Source organism: Stappia indica, assembly GCF_009789575.1.
GTDB classification, from domain to species: Bacteria; Pseudomonadota; Alphaproteobacteria; order Rhizobiales; family Stappiaceae; genus Stappia; species Stappia indica_A.
In genome coordinates, this window is record NZ_CP046908.1 from 4,007,196 (window position 1) to 4,022,526 (window position 15,331).

Genomic DNA, 15,331 nt, shown 5'->3' on the forward strand with positions numbered 1-15,331 from the left:
ATTTAAGGCCTGTGCCCGCCCCTGTCACCGGCTTGACGCGGCGCGCATGCGCTCGAGCTCGGAAAACCGGTCGAGAAACAGTTTCTGAGCCGTTGCCACCGGCAGCGCTTCCAGCCCGAGGCGCGGGGGCTGGCCGCGCCGCTTGGCAAAACCGGTCGGCTCGCCGAACAGGCGGCAGGCTTCCTCGTCGCTGAAGCCGGCAAGCTCCACCGCCTCGAAATAGGCGGCGACATGATCCGCCTTCTTGGTCAGCCTGCGCAGGATCGCCGGTGTCGTAGCCGGCAGGGCGAAGCGCATGTGGATGGCCGCCTGCAGCCGCGCCTCGATCTCCTTGTAGCTGCCGCCCATCACCGCCTTGAACGGCGAGATCATGTCGCCGATGACGTATTCGGGGGCGTCGTGCAGCAGGATGGTCAGGCAGCTGTCGGGCGACAGGCCCGGCTCCATCTGCAGCGCAAGCCGCTCCACCAGCAGCGAATGCTCGGCGACGGAGAACGCGTTGTCGCCGATGGTCTGGCCATTCCAGCGCGCCACGCGCGCAAGGCCGTGGGCGATGTCCTCGATCTCGACGTCGAGCGGGGAGGGGTCGAGCAGGTCGAGCCTGCGGCCGGACAGCATGCGCTGCCAGGCCCGCATCGGCTCCGCCTTCTTTCCGGCCGCGCGGCTCACGGACGCGCCGCCGTCATTCGGCTGTCTCCGGATTGGCGGCCGTCTCCGGCCAGGTGAAGCGGGCGAAGTCCGGCAGGGCCGGCTCCAGCTGCACTCCGCCGGCGGTCACCGGCTCGCCGCGGGTCCGGGCCTGGGCGATCCTGTCCAGCCGGACGAGCGCAAGGCCCGCACTGCCGTCGACGGTGCCGAGCGTTCCGGCAGGTTTTTCGCCTGCAAGGATCTCCGTTCCCGGGACCGGAAGGTCGGCCGTGCCGGTCACCTTGATGATGCGGCGCCGCGCGGTGCCGCGATGGCGCATCCGGCTCACCACCTCCTGGCCGATGAAGCAGCCCTTGTCGAAGGCAACGCCGTTGAGGTCGTCCATGTCCGCATCGTGCGGGAACGCATCACCGAGCGCGAAGTCGAAAGGCGCTTCCGGTACGCCGGCTGCAACGCGGCGCGCATGGTACTGCGCTTCGGTCCCGCCGGCAGCCAGGGCGTCGACGACGGCGGGCGGGCCGATCACGCGCCAGCCGAACCCGGCAAGGCGCGGGTCGGCGACGACGAGGCAGCCCTCCGCTTCCGGTTTCGGCCCGAAGGTTGCCGCGACCTTGTGCGTCTCGCTGACATCGGCGATCTCGACCTTGGAGCGAAGCTTGTAGAAGCCGAGCCGGCGGGCGAAGTCGCTCGCCGGCTCCTGCGCCGTGTCGAGGAGGTAACCGGCCTCGTCCGCCAGCACCAGGAAGTCGAACAGGATCTTGCCCTGCGGTGTCAGCAGGGCACCGTAACCGGCTCCTTCCGCGTCGACATCGTCCATGTCGCAGGTCAGAAGGTTCTGCAGGAAGCCGTGCGCATCCGCCCCGGCGACGCGAAGGACCGCGCGCGAGGGGAGGGAGACGAAGGCCCTGTCGCCCTCATCCGTCGGCGCCGGCTGGTTGGGTGTGTCTTCACTCATCGCGTCGCCGCTCCTCGGTTTTTCTCGCGGTGAATGCCGATGGTGCAAGCCGACTCAGGCCGGCTGCAATCCGTTTCTCGCGACATAGGCCGGAACGCAGCAAGCAACAAGGGGAGCGGGCTTGCCAGTGGGGTTACGGGAAAGCTGCGCAAAAGCGTGGGACGCCGGGTGTCCTGCCGAAAATTCGACACGGTTTGTTACCCTCTTCGCATTACGATCCGTTCTGGGTCCGTTGTCACCCATTTCCCGCTCTCGGGCCCTGTTGCCGGCATTTCCGGCAGTTTCTGGGGTTTGCTGCCATGTGCCGCCTGGCTGCCTATATCGGTACCGAAATTCCGCTGGAAAACATCATCGCCCGGCCGCGCCACTCGCTGCTGGTGCAGAGCCAGGACGCCCAGGAGGCGAAGCTGCGCGTCAACGGTGACGGCTTCGGCATCGCCTGGTACGGCCACCTGCCCGAGCCGGGCCTGTTCAAGGACGTGCTGCCGGCCTGGGCCGACACCAATCTGCCGAGCATCTGCCGGCTGGTGCGCTCTCGCCTCTTCCTGGCGCATGTGCGCGCCGCCACCACCGGCGCCTCGTCGCGTGAGAACTGCCACCCGTTCACCCATGGCCGCTGGGCGTTCATGCATAACGGCGGCATCGGCAATTTCGGTCATCTGCGACGGGACATGGAGGCGCTGATCGGCGACGACTATTACGCGCTGCGCCGGGGGACGACCGATTCAGAACTCTTCTTCCTGATGATGCTGTCCAACGGGCTGGACGAAGATGCGCCTGCCGCGCTGCGCAAGACGCTGGCCCAGTTGCTCGGCATTGCCGAGCGGCGCGGCACGGCCGGCCAGCCGATCCGTCTCACTTGCGCATTCAGTGACGGTGCGCGGATCTTCGCGTTCCGCTTCGCCGACGACCGCCAGGCGCCCACGCTCTATCTGTCCGATTGCCTCGACCACGGCGGGCGCGCCTTCGCGTCCGAGCCGCTGGAGGGACCCTGCGCGCGCTGGCGCACCGTCGAGCAGGACCTGCTCTACGAACTGGCGCCGAACAGGCTCGACGTGCATGCGATCGCCGCTGCTCCCACGCCGATGGCCGTCGTGGCTCCGCTGCGGTCGCTGTCTGCGTAAGAAAGAACGCCCCGCACGGTTCGTGCAGGGCGTTCGGGTCACGACGGGCCTGGCGGGGAAGTCGAGATCAGGCGGGGCTTGGCAGCGAGCCGCGCCCCTTGCCGAAGGCTGCGGTGATCGAGGCGATGCGGGCGCTCGCCGGGATCGGGCGGATGGTGAAAAGGCGCGGGATGCGGTTGTGACCGGCATCGCTTGCCAGCGCCATCAGCGATTCGATCTGCTCGCCGACCCGGCGATGGGTCTCCGTCTCGATGCGGATGCGCCGCCAGACGTGCCGCTGGACCACCAGGTCGAGGCACGCCTTGATGTCGCTGATCAGGAATTCGAGATCGAGCGTCGGCAGGCCGAGATAGGCGCGCAACTCGTCGAACACCGTCTTCAGCACGGCCGCATAGGCGAATTCCTCGGAGGCGGGGCGCAGCTCGTTGATGTCGAGGCACTGGATCTGTGCCTCTTCGCGGGCGGTTTCGATGAAGGCGGCGATCTGGCCGCTGCTAAGCGTCGCCGTGCCGTCCTCGAGCGCCAGCTGCTTCATCAGCAGCGAGGCCTCGAAAATGTCGAGAATCCGGCGCGACAGCAGGTGCACCAGCTCCCGCAGGGCGCGCTCCTGGGCAGGATTGCACTCGACGAAATTCATCTCGACGATATCGAACAGCCCCGCCTCGAAGGTTTCGCTCATGTTGCGGAAGCAGGCATGGTGATGGAGCAGCTTGTTGACCGCCGGCAGCGCATCCACCTCCACCGGGCAGTCCGACATGCAGATATCGTTGATGTCGGTGAAGCGCGGTGCAGTGGTGCGGTTCTGGCTATTCTGGCTCTTGAACACGGCAATCTCCTTTGCCGTCCCGTGACGGGGGCGGCGCGATCTCTCGTCTTGTCTTTTGGGTGTCCGGCCGGAGATGGCCGTCTTGGTTAAACGATTCCGAATCGCGATCTGAGTCGCAATTAGGAAACGCCTCGCAAGGGCAAGGTTATTTCAGTCCGCGGGAGCGGTTTCATGTGGACAATCGCGAATCGGGCACACCGGCGCATCAAGCGCCCGCCTGTGACGGCAATCACGGCAAGTTGAGAGGCTTCCAGGGCAGGATCTGCGGCAAATAACGAGGGATTTACGGCTTTGCGCTAGATTGCGCTCAAGCCGCATCCGTGAGACTGCGAAGGTTGTTCGAATGATCGAGATTTCCCGCGAGACATTCCCTGGCGCCGGCCGGTTTCCGTCCGCCCTTGCCGCATTGCTGATCGCGGCCGGCACGCTGACGATGGGCGGCAGCGGAGCGGTCGCCCGCGATCCGGCACCGATGACCCCGATCGCCGGCGCGAGCCTGGTGGCCGAGGCCGACGATCCGGACATGCCCCTGCAGATCCTGGTATCGCTGGACGAGCAGAAGCTGGAGGTCTATCGCGGCACGAAGCTGATCGAGACCACACGCATCTCGTCGGGCAAGCGCGGGCATGGCACGCCGACCGGCGTCTTCAGCATCCTGGAGAAGCGGCGGCGCCACTTCTCGAACCTCTACAACAATGCGCCGATGCCCTACATGCAGCGCCTGACCTGGTCGGGCATCGCCCTGCACGAGGGTGTCGTGCCGAACTATCCGGCCTCGCACGGGTGCATCCGCATGCCGCGCGGCTTCGCGCAGCAGCTCTTCTCGATGACCGATCGCGGCGCCCATGTGATCGTGACGCGCAAGCGGGCCGAGCCCCGCGCCGTCACCCATGCGGCGCTGCCGGCCCTGCGCCTTCCGGAGACGGAGGTCGCGAGCCTCGCGGCCGAGTTGCGACCGGGCCTGCCAGGTGCCGTGACGGACGGCGATGCGGGCACCGTCGGATCCATCGGCCCGACCGAGCCGACCCTGAAGCTGCCGTCCCAGCCGCTGCGCATCCTCGTGACGCCGACCTCCGCCCAGGAGCGACTGCGCGACATGCAGCGGGTTCTCGACCAGCTCGGCTACGACCCGGGTCCGGTCGACGGAGTGATGGGGCGCAAGACCCGTGCGGCGATCCGCCTGTTCCAGGAAGGGGCCGAACTGCCGGTGACCGGCGAGCCGACCGATCTCGTGCTGCGCGCGCTCTACGCCGAAGCGGGAGAGGCGGGGCCGGCGACCGGCCGGCTCTATGTGCGGCGGAACTTCAAGGAGGTCTATTCGGCCAATGTGGTGCTGAAGGATCCCGACCAGCCGCTCGGCACCCATCTGTTCACCGCCATTGCCGGCCTTGCGCCCGGCGCCGACCCTCGCTGGATGACGGTTGTGGCGGACGAAGCGGAGAACCGCTCGCCGGAGACCATCCTCGACCGGATCGAATGGACGCCGGATGCACGCGCCTTCGTGGAGGAAAACCTTGCCCTCGGCTCGTCGCTTGTGGTCACCGACCGTCCGTTCCGCCTGCATTCGGGGCTCGGAACCGACTTCGTGGTGATGACGCGCCAGTAAGTCTCAAGGCTCATCGGGCAAACGAAAAGCGGCGGAGGGATGCCCTCCGCCGCTTTTCGTTGCTTGCCCGGGATGCCGGGCGATCAATCGCCGGCGACGAAATAGTGCAGCGTGCCGTCCGGACCGATGCCGACACGGTAGAAGGTCCAGGCGCCGGTCGCCTCCATGTCGGCCATGTCGCCGGACGTGACGACGCGGTACATCTCCACCTTCTGTTCCTTGGTCAGCCGGGCGAGCGGAATGCGCGAGAAATACGGCCAGATATACATTTCCTGCGCCGTCCCCTTGTCGACATGGACATAGCCGGTCTCCAGCAACTCGGTCAGGATCGCCATCACCTCCAGGCCCTCTCCGTCGCCGGAACTTGACTTGATGAACTCGATCGGGTCACCCGTCTCGCCGAAAGAGAGCGTGGGCATCATCTCGTTGCCCTCCAGCACCATGCGGAAGCGGTCGAGGTCTCCGGCATGCGCTGCCTCCAGCAGTTGGGCGCGTGTGCGGGCCACAGCCTTGGGCAGGTCGGCATCGCCGTATTTCACTTCCGGAAGGTGGAGAGGCTGTACGCCATAGGCGCCCGAGGCGGCGGTGCCCGGTTCCGGAGCGGCGGCCGGAGCCTCCAGCGCGTCGGACGGGATCTGGGTTGTCTCCGCCGGCGCTTCGGTCGGCGTCACCTGGATCCGCTCCGTCCGCACGGTTGCCGCTTCCGCACTGGCAGACGTGTTGAGCGCAACTGTGAGCAGAAGGGCGGCAAGGGCCGGACCAGCGTGCATGTCGATCATTCCTCTTGTCGGGGCGGGCTCTCGTCGGCAGACCCTATACCAAGCAGGGAGTGGGGGAAATCACGCCTTGTCGATCAAGGATTGCGCTCTGTCCCCGGCCGGTTCGGCGCGAACGGTTGAGCTTGCCGGTGCTGTTGGTTAGGGATGAGCGAGAGCAGGCTGCGGGGCTGTCCGCTGGCAGGGGGTCGGGAGCTTTTGCAGGAACCGTTGTTCTTTTTCATCGGGCTGGGCATTGGTGTCGCCACCAGTGCGCCGGTCGGTCCCGTGAATATCGCGGTCATCCAGCGCGCGTTTCGCTCCGGGCTGTTGCCGGGCCTGTGTGCCGGTTTCGGCGCCATGCTCGCGGACGGGCTCTATGCGACCTTTGCGGCCTTCGGCGTGACCGTGGTCTCCGATTTCGTCGATCAGCACAGCCGGATCATCCAGTCGGTCGGCGGCGTGCTGGTGATCCTCTTCGGTCTGCGCATCCTGATGACACGGCCGCATTTCGAGGCCGGCGACGAGGCCCCGCAGGGGCTGATGTCCGGCCTGGTCGGCGGATTCGCGATGACCGCCACCAATCCGGGCGTGGTGCTCGGGTTTCTGGCGATCTTCGGCAGTCTCGGCGAATGGGCGCCGGATCCGGGCAACTATATCGGCGCCGCCACGCTGGTGCTCGGTGTGCTGACCGGTGCGCTGGTCTGGTGGATCCTGCTGGCGTCGCTCGTTTCGCACCTGCGCGAAAGGATGAACGACACCTGGCTATTGTGGATCAACCGGGTTGCCGGCGGGGCGCTCTGCGCCTTCGGCCTGGCGATCTTCGCCCATCTCTACCTTTTGTGAGGGCGCCTCTAGCGGGTCCTCAGAACCGTCAATGCATGGGCTTGAACAGCGTGTAGTCACCGCGGCGGACCCGCTCCGGCAGGCCCTCGGCAAGCTGCGCGACCGCTTCCTCGCCATAGGTGGTCACCAGGTCGACAAAGGCGGTGAACAGTGCCGCATGGGCGACAGCCGCAGAATCGAGACCATCGGCGACGGCCTCCGCAAACGCGTGATCGATGTAGCCGAGGGCCATCCGCCGGATGTCCTGATCGGTGACCGGGCCTTCATCGAACTCGGTTTCGGTGTTTTCGCTGTCGTGCATAAGGGCTGCCTGATTTCCTGTCGACGCGTCCGGTCGAGGCGTCGTGCAGCCCTCACTGTGCGTGAGTCGTGGCAGGACCGTAAAGAAAAGCTTAAAACCTTCGCTAAATTCCGAAGAATATGGTTAACGCCGCTTCAGGATTTCAACGGTTGTAGCGGGTGGTGACGTTGCGGATCAGCGCGCCGCCTTCCTCGATATAGCGGGCAAGTGCCGCCTCTGCTGCCGGCGTGCATTTGACGTAGACAGAGGAGAACCCGCGATAACCCTGGTTGAAGCGTTCGATGAAGCGACGCCGGCGTTCATCGTCCTGAACTTCCGCATCCAGCAGAGCCTCCATCTCGTCGCGCCAGACGGTGCCATCGGGCGAGCCGCAGAGCGGGCGGAGGTAGTGGAGTGCGCCGAGGATCTCCGACAGCCGCATCAACTCCGCCTCGTAGGGCGGGTCCTCCACCCGCGCGGGCACCTGCGCAGCGCCCGGCGCAACCTGTGCGGCAAGCACGGCGAAAGCGAGCAGCGCGGCAAGCGGGATCAGGCGCATCTGAGGGAAGGGCAGGCGGAGCGGGCGTTTCATGGCCGGCAAGATGCGCCGTCTGGTGCCGTTCCGCAAGGGGAGGGGAGCCTGCCCCGGCACTGCGCGGTCATGATGCCGAGGCATCGCCGATCAGGCGCAAGAGGCGGGCCGCCGTGCCCGGCGTCATGGTGAGATCGGCGAAGGCTCCGGGCTCGAAGAAGGCGGCGTCGGCCGCGTCGTCGCCCGGCTGGAGCGTGCCTTGCGGATGGCTCGCCCGGAACACCGCTATCACGAAGTGCCGTCCCGGCGCGTGGTCCTGGGGCACCAGCTCGACGAGTTCCGCCGGGGCCGGCTCGAGCCGGGCAGACAGGCCTGTCTCCTCGAAGAGTTCGCGCGCTGCGCCCTCGCGCAGCCTCTCCCCGAATTCCACCGACCCGCCGGGCAGGCTCCAATATCCGGCGAAGGGCTCCTTGCCGCGCTTCACCAGCAGGACCTTGTCTTCGTGCCGGAGGAAAACGCTGACGCCGAGGCGGGGATGGTTCGAATCGCTCATGACCGAAGCATGCCACGGCGCGGCGATACAGCAAGATGGGCCGGCAAGATGGATAAGCAGCGGAACGGACTACGCGAACAGCGCGTCGATGGAGGCTTGCGAGTCGGTCTCGGTGCCGCTCGCCGGGTCCAGATGGCCATGGATGATCGCGCTGGCGGTGGCGATCAGCGGCTTGACTTCCTCAACCGTCTGCAGGGCGATGACCGGTGCGACGGCCGCGATGTCGTCGCTTTCGCGCAGGCGCCCCTGCTTCTCGCAAACAGCGGTGTCGAGCGTCGCCACCACATCCTTCAAGGCCTTGCGCACGGCCGCAGGAGCTGCGCGAAAGGCCTCGACCGCAAGGTGCTTCTCGGCGAAGTTCGATGCCTCGAAATGCTGTTCGTAGCTGAGCGGCTGCCAGTCCAGGACGTCTTCCACGCAATCCGGCATGTCGGGGAGCATCTCGAGCAGCATGACCACCTCGTTGAAATGGTTGAGGTAGTCGGTCGCAAGGCCGGTGCGGGGATTGATATTCGCCGCAACGAGCCTGTCGGCCGAAAGATGCCCTTCTCCCAATGTCGGTACCGCGAGGGTCATTTGACGTCCTTTGACGATCCAGTCTCCGTCGTTTTAACTGCGTCGGGTTTCAATTTGCCTAATTGCGCGAATACCATAACAAGCCTGCGGCCCGTTGCCGGACTGCAGGCCAGGAAGGACTGGACTTCATGTGCGGCCGTTTCGCCCTGAAAGCCTCCGCGGAGGAGCTGCGAAATGTCTTCGGGTATCTGGGTGAAGCTCCAGGTGCCGAAGGCATGCCGCCGCGCTTCAACATTGCGCCGACCCAGCCCATCGCGACGATCCGCCATGCCCATGGGGCGCGGCGCTTCGCGCTGGTCCGCTGGGGGCTGGTGCCGGGATGGGTGAAGGACCCTTCCGCCTTTTCCCTGCTGATCAATGCAAGGGCCGAGACGGTCGCCGAGAAGCCGTCCTTCAGGGGCGCAATCCGCCATCGCCGCTGCCTCGTTCCCGCCAGCGGCTATTACGAGTGGCATCGCCCGTCCGACGGGTCGAAGCAGCCGTGGTACATCCGGCCGCGCGACGGCCGGATGGTGGCGCTCGCCGGTCTTTGGGAGGAATGGTGCGATCCCGATGGCGGCGAGATCGAGACGGGAGCCCTGCTCACCGTTCCGGCCAACGCAGCGCTCGCGCCGATCCACCACCGTATGCCCGCGGTCATCGCCCAGGAGGATTTCGACACCTGGCTCGACGTCGGCGGCACATCGGTGAAGGAGGCGGTCGCCCTGCTGCGGCCTGCCCCGGAGGACTTCTTCGAAGCCGTTCCGGTATCCCAGCGGGTCAACTCGGCGCGCGATGACGACGAGACGCTCACCGAGCCGGTGGCGCTGCAAGACACGCCGCCCGAAGCGGTTTCGACCGCGACGCCGCAGAGCAAGCCGGCCGGACGCGATGCCGGCCAGCTCGATCTCTTCTGAATATCCTGGAGGCCGCGAGCCTAGGTCGTGAACTCATAATTCTGGCGAGAAACGGTATGCCCGAACCCGATCGGATACAAGGAGCAAGGCCGCAGGAAACCATCAGGTTTTCAAGGACTTGCGACGCTGTTGCCGGCGAGTTCCGGCATACCCAAAGGGCGCCGTTCGAGCTTCGATCTGCGGCGTCGGATCGCTCGGCCGGGGAACCTGCCCCGGCCATCGCGCTCCTCCTAGCATATCATTGCCCGAACGGACGCCGTTTCCGGCACAATTATGAGTCCACGACCTAGAGGACGCGGCCGGGATTGAGCGTGTTGTTGGGGTCGAACGCGGCCTTGATCCGGCGCATCAGGTCCATCTCGACCGGGCTCTTGACCTCGCCGAGAAGATCCCGCTTCAGCCGGCCGATGCCGTGCTCGGCCGAAATCGACCCGCCGTATTTCAGCACGATGCCGTGGACGAGTGCGTTCATCTCGTCCCAGCGAGCGAGAAAGGCCGCCTTGTCGGCGCCCACGGGCTGGCTGACGTTGAAGTGGATGTTGCCATCGCCCATGTGGCCGAAGGGGACGGGCCGGCACTCCGGCACCATGGCCTCGACGGCCGCGATCGCCTCGGCCAGGAAGGCGGGAACGCTGGCGACCGGCACGGACACGTCGTGCTTGATCGAGCCGCCTTCTTCGCGCTGCACCTCGGACATGCCGTGCCGCAGGTGCCAGAAGGCGGCGGCCTGAGCGACTGATTCGGCAAGTGCGGCATCCTCGACCAGCCCGGCTTCATAGGCCTCGCCGAGAATGGTCTCCATCAGGCTGCGTGTTGGGTTCTCGCCCTCCTCGCCTTCCGTGCCGGAGGAGAGCTCCATCAGGACATACCAGGGAGAAGGCGCCTGCAGCGGGTCGCGGGCACCGGCGAGATGACGGACGGAAAAGTCCAAGCCGACGCGAGGCATCAGCTCGAACCCGGTCAACATGGCGCCGGCGCGTGCACGGGCGCGGGTGAACAGCTCCAATGCGTCTTCCGGCGAGGCCAGGCCGACAAAGGCGACGTCCTGTGCCCGGGGCCGTGGATAAAGCTTCAGGACGGCCGCCGTGATGATGCCCAGCGTGCCCTCCGAACCGATAAATAATTGTTTCAGATCGTAACCGGTATTGTCCTTGCGCAGGCCCCTCAGGCCCTCCACGACGCGCCCGTCGGGGAGCACGACTTCCAGTCCGAGGACGAGATCGCGGGTGTTGCCATAGGCGAGCACGGCGGTGCCGCCGGCATTGGTGGCGATGTTGCCGCCGATCTGGCAGGACCCCTGCGAACCCAGCGTCAGGGGAAACAGACGCTCCACCTCGTCGGCCGCATCATGGATCGCCTGCAGCGTGCAGCCGGCCTCCACGGTCATCGTGTAGCCCTGCGCGTCGACCTCGCGGATGCGATTGAGCCGGCTCAGGCTAAGCACGATTTCCCTAGCGGAATCATTGGGAATTTGTCCGCCGACCAGTCCCGTATTGCCGCCCTGCGGCACGATCTTGAGGCCTGTCCGGTCGGCATGGGCGAGGATCGCGGACACCTCCTCGCGGCTGCCGGGGCGCAGCACGAGAGGGGTCTGGCCCTGGTACAGGTCACGCCACTCGCGCAGGTAGGGGGCCATGTCGGCAGGGTCGGTCAGCGCGTTGCGCGGTCCGACGATATCGACGAGCGGGGAGAGGAGGCTTGATTCGAGCATGGCTGGACCGGCGTGATGGAAACGGGGAGTGCGGAAATTCCGGCGGTCACGCATATCACATTTTGCGGTGCAGTCGACGCGGGACAGGCGGTTGCCAGTGGCTTGATGCGGTTGGGGGGCTGTGCCATAGGAACCGTCCCGGACTGCCGGTTGCGGTGCGGGGCGGTTGGCGTTCGGCCCGTGTGGCGACCGACGCGTGTATGGACTTGCTGGAGACGTGAGCATGGCGATGACGCAGGGACTGATGGCTGGGAAGCGCGGCCTTATCATGGGTGTCGCGAACAATCGGTCCATCGCTTGGGGGATCGCCAAGGCGCTCGCCGATGCGGGAGCCGAAATCGCGCTGACTTATCAGGGCGATGCGCTGCGAAAGCGCGTAGAGCCGCTGGCCGGCGAACTCGGTGCGCAGGTCGTCGGCCACTGCGATGTGCTGGACGAGTCCACCATCGATGCCGTCTTCGCCCGTATCGAGGAGATGTGGGGCAAGATCGACTTTCTCGTCCATGCGGTGGCCTTCTCCGACAAGGATGAGCTGACCGGCCGCTATGTCGACACGTCCGCCGACAACTTCCGCAACACGATGCAGATCTCCTGCTATTCCTTCACGTCCGTCGCACAGCGCGCCGAGAAGCTGATGACCGAAGGCGGCTCCATGCTGACCCTCACCTATTACGGTGCCGAGAAGGTCATGCCGCATTACAACGTCATGGGCGTTGCCAAGGCCGCGCTCGAGGCCAGCGTGCGCTACCTCGCGGTCGACCTGGGCAAGGCCGCCATCCGCGTCAACGCCATCTCCGCCGGCCCGATCAAGACGCTTGCCGCCTCGGGCATCGGCGACTTCCGCTACATCCTCAAGTGGAACGAGTACAACTCGCCGCTGCGCCGTACCGTCACGATCGAGGAAGTCGGCGACGCCGCCCTGTTCCTGCTGTCCGATCTCGGCCGCGGCGTGACCGGAGAAATCCAGCATGTCGACTGCGGCTACCACGTTGTCGGCATGAAGTCGGTGGACGCCCCCGACATCTCGGTGGTCAAGGACTGACCTTTTCCGAACAATCGCAAGAGTGCCGCAATGCGGCGGGGCCTGCCGGGGGGCGGGCGGCCGTTCGCCGTCGCATCGCGACTTCGGAGGTATGATGAGCAATGCCGGTGCGGGCGCGTCCCGCTTCTTTCCCCCCTTCCTGGTCTTCATCCGCCATGGGCAGACGGACTGGAACGCCGAAGGCCGCATGCAGGGCCAGCGGGACATCCCGCTCAACGATACGGGCCGCGGCCAGGCCAGGCGCAACGGCGCCGCCCTTCGGGACTACCTGAAGGAAAACGGCATCGCCCTCGAGGATCTCTCCTATTTCGTCTCCCCCCTGTCGCGGGCGGTCGAGACGATGGAACTGGTCTGCGGGGAGCTCGGCCTGTCGGCGGATCTTTGCCAGCGCGACGAGCGGCTGCGGGAAATCACCTTCGGCGCCTGGGAAGGCTATACCATTCCGGAACTGGCGGAGCGCGCTCCGGACCTGACCGCCGCCAGAAAGGCCGACAAGTGGGGCTTCGTGCCCCCGGAAGGCGAGAGCTATCGCATGCTGGCGAGCCGCATCGATGCCTGGCTGGCGACGGTCACGCGCCCCGCCGTCGTGGTCTCCCACGGCGGCGTGATGCGCGTGCTGCAGGGGCGCTTCCTGTCGGTGCCGCAGCCGGAGATTCCGACGCTCGACACACCTCAGGATCGCTTCCTCGTCTGGAAAGATGGGGAACTGGCGTGGGTCTGACCGCCTGAGGCGATCAGTCCAGGACCTGGACGTCGGTCAGCATGCGATTGCTGGTGGACTCGTCGTAGAACACCAGCACACGCATGCCCGGCTTCAGGTCGTCGACGAAGAAGTCGACCGGAATCGCGTAGGTCTGGCCGTCGGACAGGATCATCACCGAAGCATCCGGGCGGATCTCGACGATCGTCGCCTCAACCTCGCCTGCCAGCGCGGCTGCGGTTCCAGCCAGCGACAGCATGATGGCGGCAAGGGTCATCTGCAGCATGCGTTTCATCGTGTTCTCCGTGGAGCCGCCCGTTTGGCTCGGAGCAGGATCGAACAAAACCCGGGCTCCGGCGTCAAGTGGGGATCGGCAGAAGCGCGGATGGAAGTTGCTGGTTCATCGGGGGGTTGGGCGGCGAGGCACGGTCTGCCATGGGGCCGACGGCTGCGCCCGGACCTGGATGCGACCGGCGAACGGAGCGGGTGGTAAGGGTCAAGCGTGGCCTTTCGATGGCGGCATGCGGCTCTCGTGGTTCCTTGCCTGAAAAGGGTCAGGGCCGCCAACCGGCGGCCCTGTGCCTGATCGCTGGGCGAGGGGGTCAGGCCCCGCGGATGAAGTCCAGAACGTCGGCGTTGAACTGTTCCGCCTGAAGCTGGGCAAGGCCGTGGCCTCCGCCCGGATAGACCTTCAGCGTCGCATCCCGCACGATCTTCGCCGCGCGGTAGGCCGTTGCCTTGATCGGGACGAGCTGGTCGTCGTCGCCATGGATGATCAGGGTCGGCCTGTCGATTGCCCTCAGGTCGTCCGTATAGTCGATTTCCGAGAACTCGCGGATGCAGTCGTACTGCCCCTTGATGCCGCCGGCCATGCCCTGCAGCCAGAAGCTGTCGCGCAGGCCCTGGTTGTTCGCGACGCCCTCGCGGTTGAAGCCGTAGAAGGGCGTGGTGATGTCCTTGTAGAACTGCGAGCGGTCGAGCGAAGTCCCCCGGCGGATGTCGTCGAACACCTCCATCGGGACGCCATCGGGATTGTCTGCGGTCTGCAGCATCAGCGGCGGAATGGCGCCGACCAGGACCAGTCTGGCGATCCTGTCGTTGCCGTGGCGGCCGACATAGTGGGCGACCTCGCCGCCGCCGGTGGAATGGCCGATCAGGATCGCATCCTTGAGGTCGAGATGCTCGATCAGCTCGGCCAGATCATCGGCGTAGCGGTCCATGTTGTTGCCGTCCCAGGGCTGGGAGGAACGGCCGTGGCCGCGCCGGTCATGGGCGATGACCCGGTAGCCGTTCATGCCGAAGAACAGCATCTGCGCGTCCCAGGCATCGCCCGACAGCGGCCAGCCATGGGAGAAGACGATGGGCTGACCCGAGCCCCAGTCCTTGTAGAAGATCTCGGCGCCGTCGCTGGTGGTGAAGGTGGTCATGATCATGTCTCCGTGTTCTGCGGCCTGTGCGGCTAGGGGCAAACCCAGGTTGGGAAGAAGGGTGAGGCCGATGCCGAGCGCGCCGCCGCCGATCAGAGCGTTGCGACGCGTAAGCTGGAAGCGTGAGCTCGAGTTCGTCATGGGGTCCATCCATTTTGATCGTGAGCGATTTAATCGCTGACGAGTTGTTGTGTAACCGATGCCTGAAGAGGATGTCAATCGCTATCGATTAAATCGTGTACGATTTTTATTATTGATGGGAGGTTGCGATATGATCGCGCACGACTTATATGGGCGACATGCACAAGGAGAGCGGATATGGCGCCCGAAAAGACAACTGACGACGATGCGACCTGCGGCTTGCCGGAGGAGATGCTGTGCTTTTCCGTCTATGCGGCGTCGCATGCGTTCAATCACCTGTATCGCAAGGCGCTTGCCGACCTGGGCCTGACCTATCCGCAATACCTGGTCATGATGCTGCTGTGGCAGGCCGACAACCGGATGGTGAAGGATATCGGCCGGCACATGGACCTTGAGTCCAACACCCTGACACCGCTCCTCAAGCGGCTGGAGGTGCTCGGCTTCATTCGCCGCTCGCGCGATGCCGAGGATGAGCGCGTCGTGCGGGTCCAACTGACGGCAAAGGGCCGCGAACTGGAGCAGGTCGCCCGCTCGGTGCCGGAGTGCATCGCCGCGGCCGTCGATCTGGATCCCGACGAGTTGAAGGATCTCTCGCGACGGCTCAACGGGTTGCGGTTGCGCTTGCTGGAAGCCTGACGGGCGTTTGCCTGCCGGCCCTGGTCTTTTCCTACAGGTTTCAGGTCTGCCCGCGCTATCGCCGGCGTGGTGGAGAC

The 15,331-nt window shown here is 65.8% G+C and carries 18 protein-coding genes; 7 read left to right on the forward strand and 11 right to left on the reverse strand.

Going from position 1 to position 15,331, the window contains the following annotated elements; genetic code table 11:
- Nucleotides 1–24: 24 nt before the first annotated feature.
- Together GH266_RS18680 and ygfZ are read right to left on the reverse strand one after the other, a co-directional pair.
- Nucleotides 25–636, reverse strand: coding sequence for an HD domain-containing protein (locus GH266_RS18680; RefSeq protein WP_158196305.1), 612 nt, complete (start codon nt 634–636; stop codon nt 25–27).
- 46 nt (nt 637–682) lie between these two features.
- Nucleotides 683–1,603, reverse strand: coding sequence for a CAF17-like 4Fe-4S cluster assembly/insertion protein YgfZ (gene ygfZ / locus GH266_RS18685; protein WP_158195168.1), 921 nt, complete (start codon nt 1,601–1,603; stop codon nt 683–685).
- Between the two features lie 299 nt (nt 1,604–1,902).
- On the opposite strand from ygfZ, the gene GH266_RS18690 reads away from it, so the two are divergent.
- Nucleotides 1,903–2,727 (forward strand): class II glutamine amidotransferase, encoded by an 825-nt coding sequence (locus GH266_RS18690; RefSeq protein ID WP_158195169.1) that lies wholly within the window; start codon nt 1,903–1,905, stop codon nt 2,725–2,727.
- A 67-nt stretch (nt 2,728–2,794) separates the two neighbouring features.
- Here GH266_RS18690 and GH266_RS18695 read toward each other — a convergent pair whose 3' ends face one another.
- A complete protein-coding gene (locus GH266_RS18695) occupies nt 2,795–3,553 on the reverse strand; it encodes a hypothetical protein (protein ID WP_158195170.1) in 759 nt (252 codons plus the stop codon).
- A 343-nt stretch (nt 3,554–3,896) separates the two neighbouring features.
- Here GH266_RS18695 and GH266_RS18700 point away from each other — a divergent pair, with 343 nt between their 5' ends.
- Nucleotides 3,897–5,159, forward strand: a complete 1,263-nt coding sequence (locus GH266_RS18700; RefSeq protein WP_158195171.1) for a L,D-transpeptidase family protein — start codon at nt 3,897–3,899, stop codon at nt 5,157–5,159.
- Between the two features lie 83 nt (nt 5,160–5,242).
- Here GH266_RS18700 and GH266_RS18705 read toward each other — a convergent pair whose 3' ends face one another.
- Nucleotides 5,243–5,929, reverse strand: a complete 687-nt coding sequence (locus tag GH266_RS18705; RefSeq protein WP_158195172.1) for a hypothetical protein — start codon at nt 5,927–5,929, stop codon at nt 5,243–5,245.
- Between the two features lie 216 nt (nt 5,930–6,145).
- On the opposite strand from GH266_RS18705, the gene GH266_RS18710 reads away from it, so the two are divergent.
- The gene (locus tag GH266_RS18710; RefSeq protein ID WP_199270372.1) at nt 6,146–6,760 is read left to right on the forward strand and encodes a LysE family translocator; all 615 of its coding nucleotides are present in this window, start codon (nt 6,146–6,148) and stop codon (nt 6,758–6,760) included.
- A gap of 28 nt (nt 6,761–6,788) precedes the next feature.
- On the opposite strand, the gene GH266_RS18715 is transcribed toward GH266_RS18710, so the two are convergent.
- The 4 genes from GH266_RS18715 to GH266_RS18730 all read right to left on the reverse strand — a co-directional run bounded on the left by GH266_RS18715 (nt 6,789) and on the right by GH266_RS18730 (nt 8,701).
- Nucleotides 6,789–7,061: a hypothetical protein gene (locus tag GH266_RS18715; RefSeq protein ID WP_120268737.1), complete on the reverse strand. Its 273-nt coding sequence runs from the start codon at nt 7,059–7,061 to the stop codon at nt 6,789–6,791.
- A 142-nt stretch (nt 7,062–7,203) separates the two neighbouring features.
- Nucleotides 7,204–7,632 carry a TIGR02301 family protein gene (locus tag GH266_RS18720; protein ID WP_244953719.1) on the reverse strand — a complete coding sequence of 143 codons (429 nt, stop codon included), beginning with the start codon at nt 7,630–7,632 and terminating at the stop codon, nt 7,204–7,206.
- Nucleotides 7,633–7,699: 67 nt separating this feature from the next.
- Entirely contained in the window at nt 7,700–8,125 is a 426-nt protein-coding gene (locus GH266_RS18725) for an NUDIX hydrolase (RefSeq protein ID WP_158195174.1), read from the reverse strand.
- Between the two features lie 69 nt (nt 8,126–8,194).
- Nucleotides 8,195–8,701, reverse strand: a complete 507-nt coding sequence (locus tag GH266_RS18730; protein ID WP_158195175.1) for a hypothetical protein — start codon at nt 8,699–8,701, stop codon at nt 8,195–8,197.
- A gap of 128 nt (nt 8,702–8,829) precedes the next feature.
- On the opposite strand from GH266_RS18730, the gene GH266_RS18735 reads away from it, so the two are divergent.
- Nucleotides 8,830–9,597, forward strand: coding sequence for an SOS response-associated peptidase (locus tag GH266_RS18735; RefSeq protein ID WP_158195176.1), 768 nt, complete (start codon nt 8,830–8,832; stop codon nt 9,595–9,597).
- A 286-nt stretch (nt 9,598–9,883) separates the two neighbouring features.
- On the opposite strand, the gene GH266_RS18740 is transcribed toward GH266_RS18735, so the two are convergent.
- Nucleotides 9,884–11,308 carry an FAD-binding oxidoreductase gene (locus GH266_RS18740; RefSeq protein ID WP_158195177.1) on the reverse strand — a complete coding sequence of 475 codons (1,425 nt, stop codon included), beginning with the start codon at nt 11,306–11,308 and terminating at the stop codon, nt 9,884–9,886.
- 223 nt (nt 11,309–11,531) lie between these two features.
- Here GH266_RS18740 and fabI point away from each other — a divergent pair, with 223 nt between their 5' ends.
- Together fabI and GH266_RS18750 are read left to right on the forward strand one after the other, a co-directional pair.
- Nucleotides 11,532–12,350, forward strand: a complete 819-nt coding sequence (fabI, locus tag GH266_RS18745) for an enoyl-ACP reductase FabI (RefSeq protein WP_158195178.1) — start codon at nt 11,532–11,534, stop codon at nt 12,348–12,350.
- 94 nt (nt 12,351–12,444) lie between these two features.
- A complete protein-coding gene (locus tag GH266_RS18750; protein ID WP_158195179.1) occupies nt 12,445–13,071 on the forward strand; it encodes a histidine phosphatase family protein in 627 nt (208 codons plus the stop codon).
- Between the two features lie 13 nt (nt 13,072–13,084).
- Here the strand turns inward: GH266_RS18750 and GH266_RS18755 are convergent, their stop codons facing one another.
- Entirely contained in the window at nt 13,085–13,345 is a 261-nt protein-coding gene (locus GH266_RS18755) for a DUF1344 domain-containing protein (protein WP_209001489.1), read from the reverse strand.
- 307 nt (nt 13,346–13,652) lie between these two features.
- Nucleotides 13,653–14,477 carry an alpha/beta fold hydrolase gene (locus GH266_RS18760; protein WP_158195180.1) on the reverse strand — a complete coding sequence of 275 codons (825 nt, stop codon included), beginning with the start codon at nt 14,475–14,477 and terminating at the stop codon, nt 13,653–13,655.
- Between the two features lie 318 nt (nt 14,478–14,795).
- Here GH266_RS18760 and GH266_RS18765 point away from each other — a divergent pair, with 318 nt between their 5' ends.
- Nucleotides 14,796–15,254 carry a MarR family winged helix-turn-helix transcriptional regulator gene (locus GH266_RS18765; protein WP_199270373.1) on the forward strand — a complete coding sequence of 153 codons (459 nt, stop codon included), beginning with the start codon at nt 14,796–14,798 and terminating at the stop codon, nt 15,252–15,254.
- Nucleotides 15,255–15,331: the final 77 nt, after the last annotated feature.

Excerpts from the sequence above, each read along its gene's own strand:
- GH266_RS18765 (WP_199270373.1), top strand. The coding sequence starts at position 14,796 with ATGGCGCCCGAAAAGACAACTGACGACGATGCGACCTGCGGCTTGCCG.
- GH266_RS18755 (WP_209001489.1), bottom strand. The coding sequence starts at position 13,345 with ATGAAACGCATGCTGCAGATGACCCTTGCCGCCATCATGCTGTCGCTG.
- GH266_RS18715 (WP_120268737.1), bottom strand. The coding sequence starts at position 7,061 with ATGCACGACAGCGAAAACACCGAAACCGAGTTCGATGAAGGCCCGGTC.
- ygfZ (WP_158195168.1), bottom strand. The coding sequence starts at position 1,603 with ATGAGTGAAGACACACCCAACCAGCCGGCGCCGACGGATGAGGGCGAC.
- GH266_RS18725 (WP_158195174.1), bottom strand. The coding sequence starts at position 8,125 with ATGAGCGATTCGAACCATCCCCGCCTCGGCGTCAGCGTTTTCCTCCGG.
- GH266_RS18750 (WP_158195179.1), top strand. The coding sequence starts at position 12,445 with ATGAGCAATGCCGGTGCGGGCGCGTCCCGCTTCTTTCCCCCCTTCCTG.
- GH266_RS18730 (WP_158195175.1), bottom strand. The coding sequence starts at position 8,701 with ATGACCCTCGCGGTACCGACATTGGGAGAAGGGCATCTTTCGGCCGAC.
- GH266_RS18700 (WP_158195171.1), top strand. The coding sequence starts at position 3,897 with ATGATCGAGATTTCCCGCGAGACATTCCCTGGCGCCGGCCGGTTTCCG.
- GH266_RS18705 (WP_158195172.1), bottom strand. The coding sequence starts at position 5,929 with ATGCACGCTGGTCCGGCCCTTGCCGCCCTTCTGCTCACAGTTGCGCTC.
- GH266_RS18735 (WP_158195176.1), top strand. The coding sequence starts at position 8,830 with ATGTGCGGCCGTTTCGCCCTGAAAGCCTCCGCGGAGGAGCTGCGAAAT.
- GH266_RS18720 (WP_244953719.1), bottom strand. The coding sequence starts at position 7,632 with ATGAAACGCCCGCTCCGCCTGCCCTTCCCTCAGATGCGCCTGATCCCG.
- GH266_RS18760 (WP_158195180.1), bottom strand. The coding sequence starts at position 14,477 with ATGACCACCTTCACCACCAGCGACGGCGCCGAGATCTTCTACAAGGAC.
- GH266_RS18740 (WP_158195177.1), bottom strand. The coding sequence starts at position 11,308 with ATGCTCGAATCAAGCCTCCTCTCCCCGCTCGTCGATATCGTCGGACCG.
- GH266_RS18690 (WP_158195169.1), top strand. The coding sequence starts at position 1,903 with ATGTGCCGCCTGGCTGCCTATATCGGTACCGAAATTCCGCTGGAAAAC.
- fabI (WP_158195178.1), top strand. The coding sequence starts at position 11,532 with ATGGCGATGACGCAGGGACTGATGGCTGGGAAGCGCGGCCTTATCATG.
- GH266_RS18680 (WP_158196305.1), bottom strand. The coding sequence starts at position 636 with ATGCGGGCCTGGCAGCGCATGCTGTCCGGCCGCAGGCTCGACCTGCTC.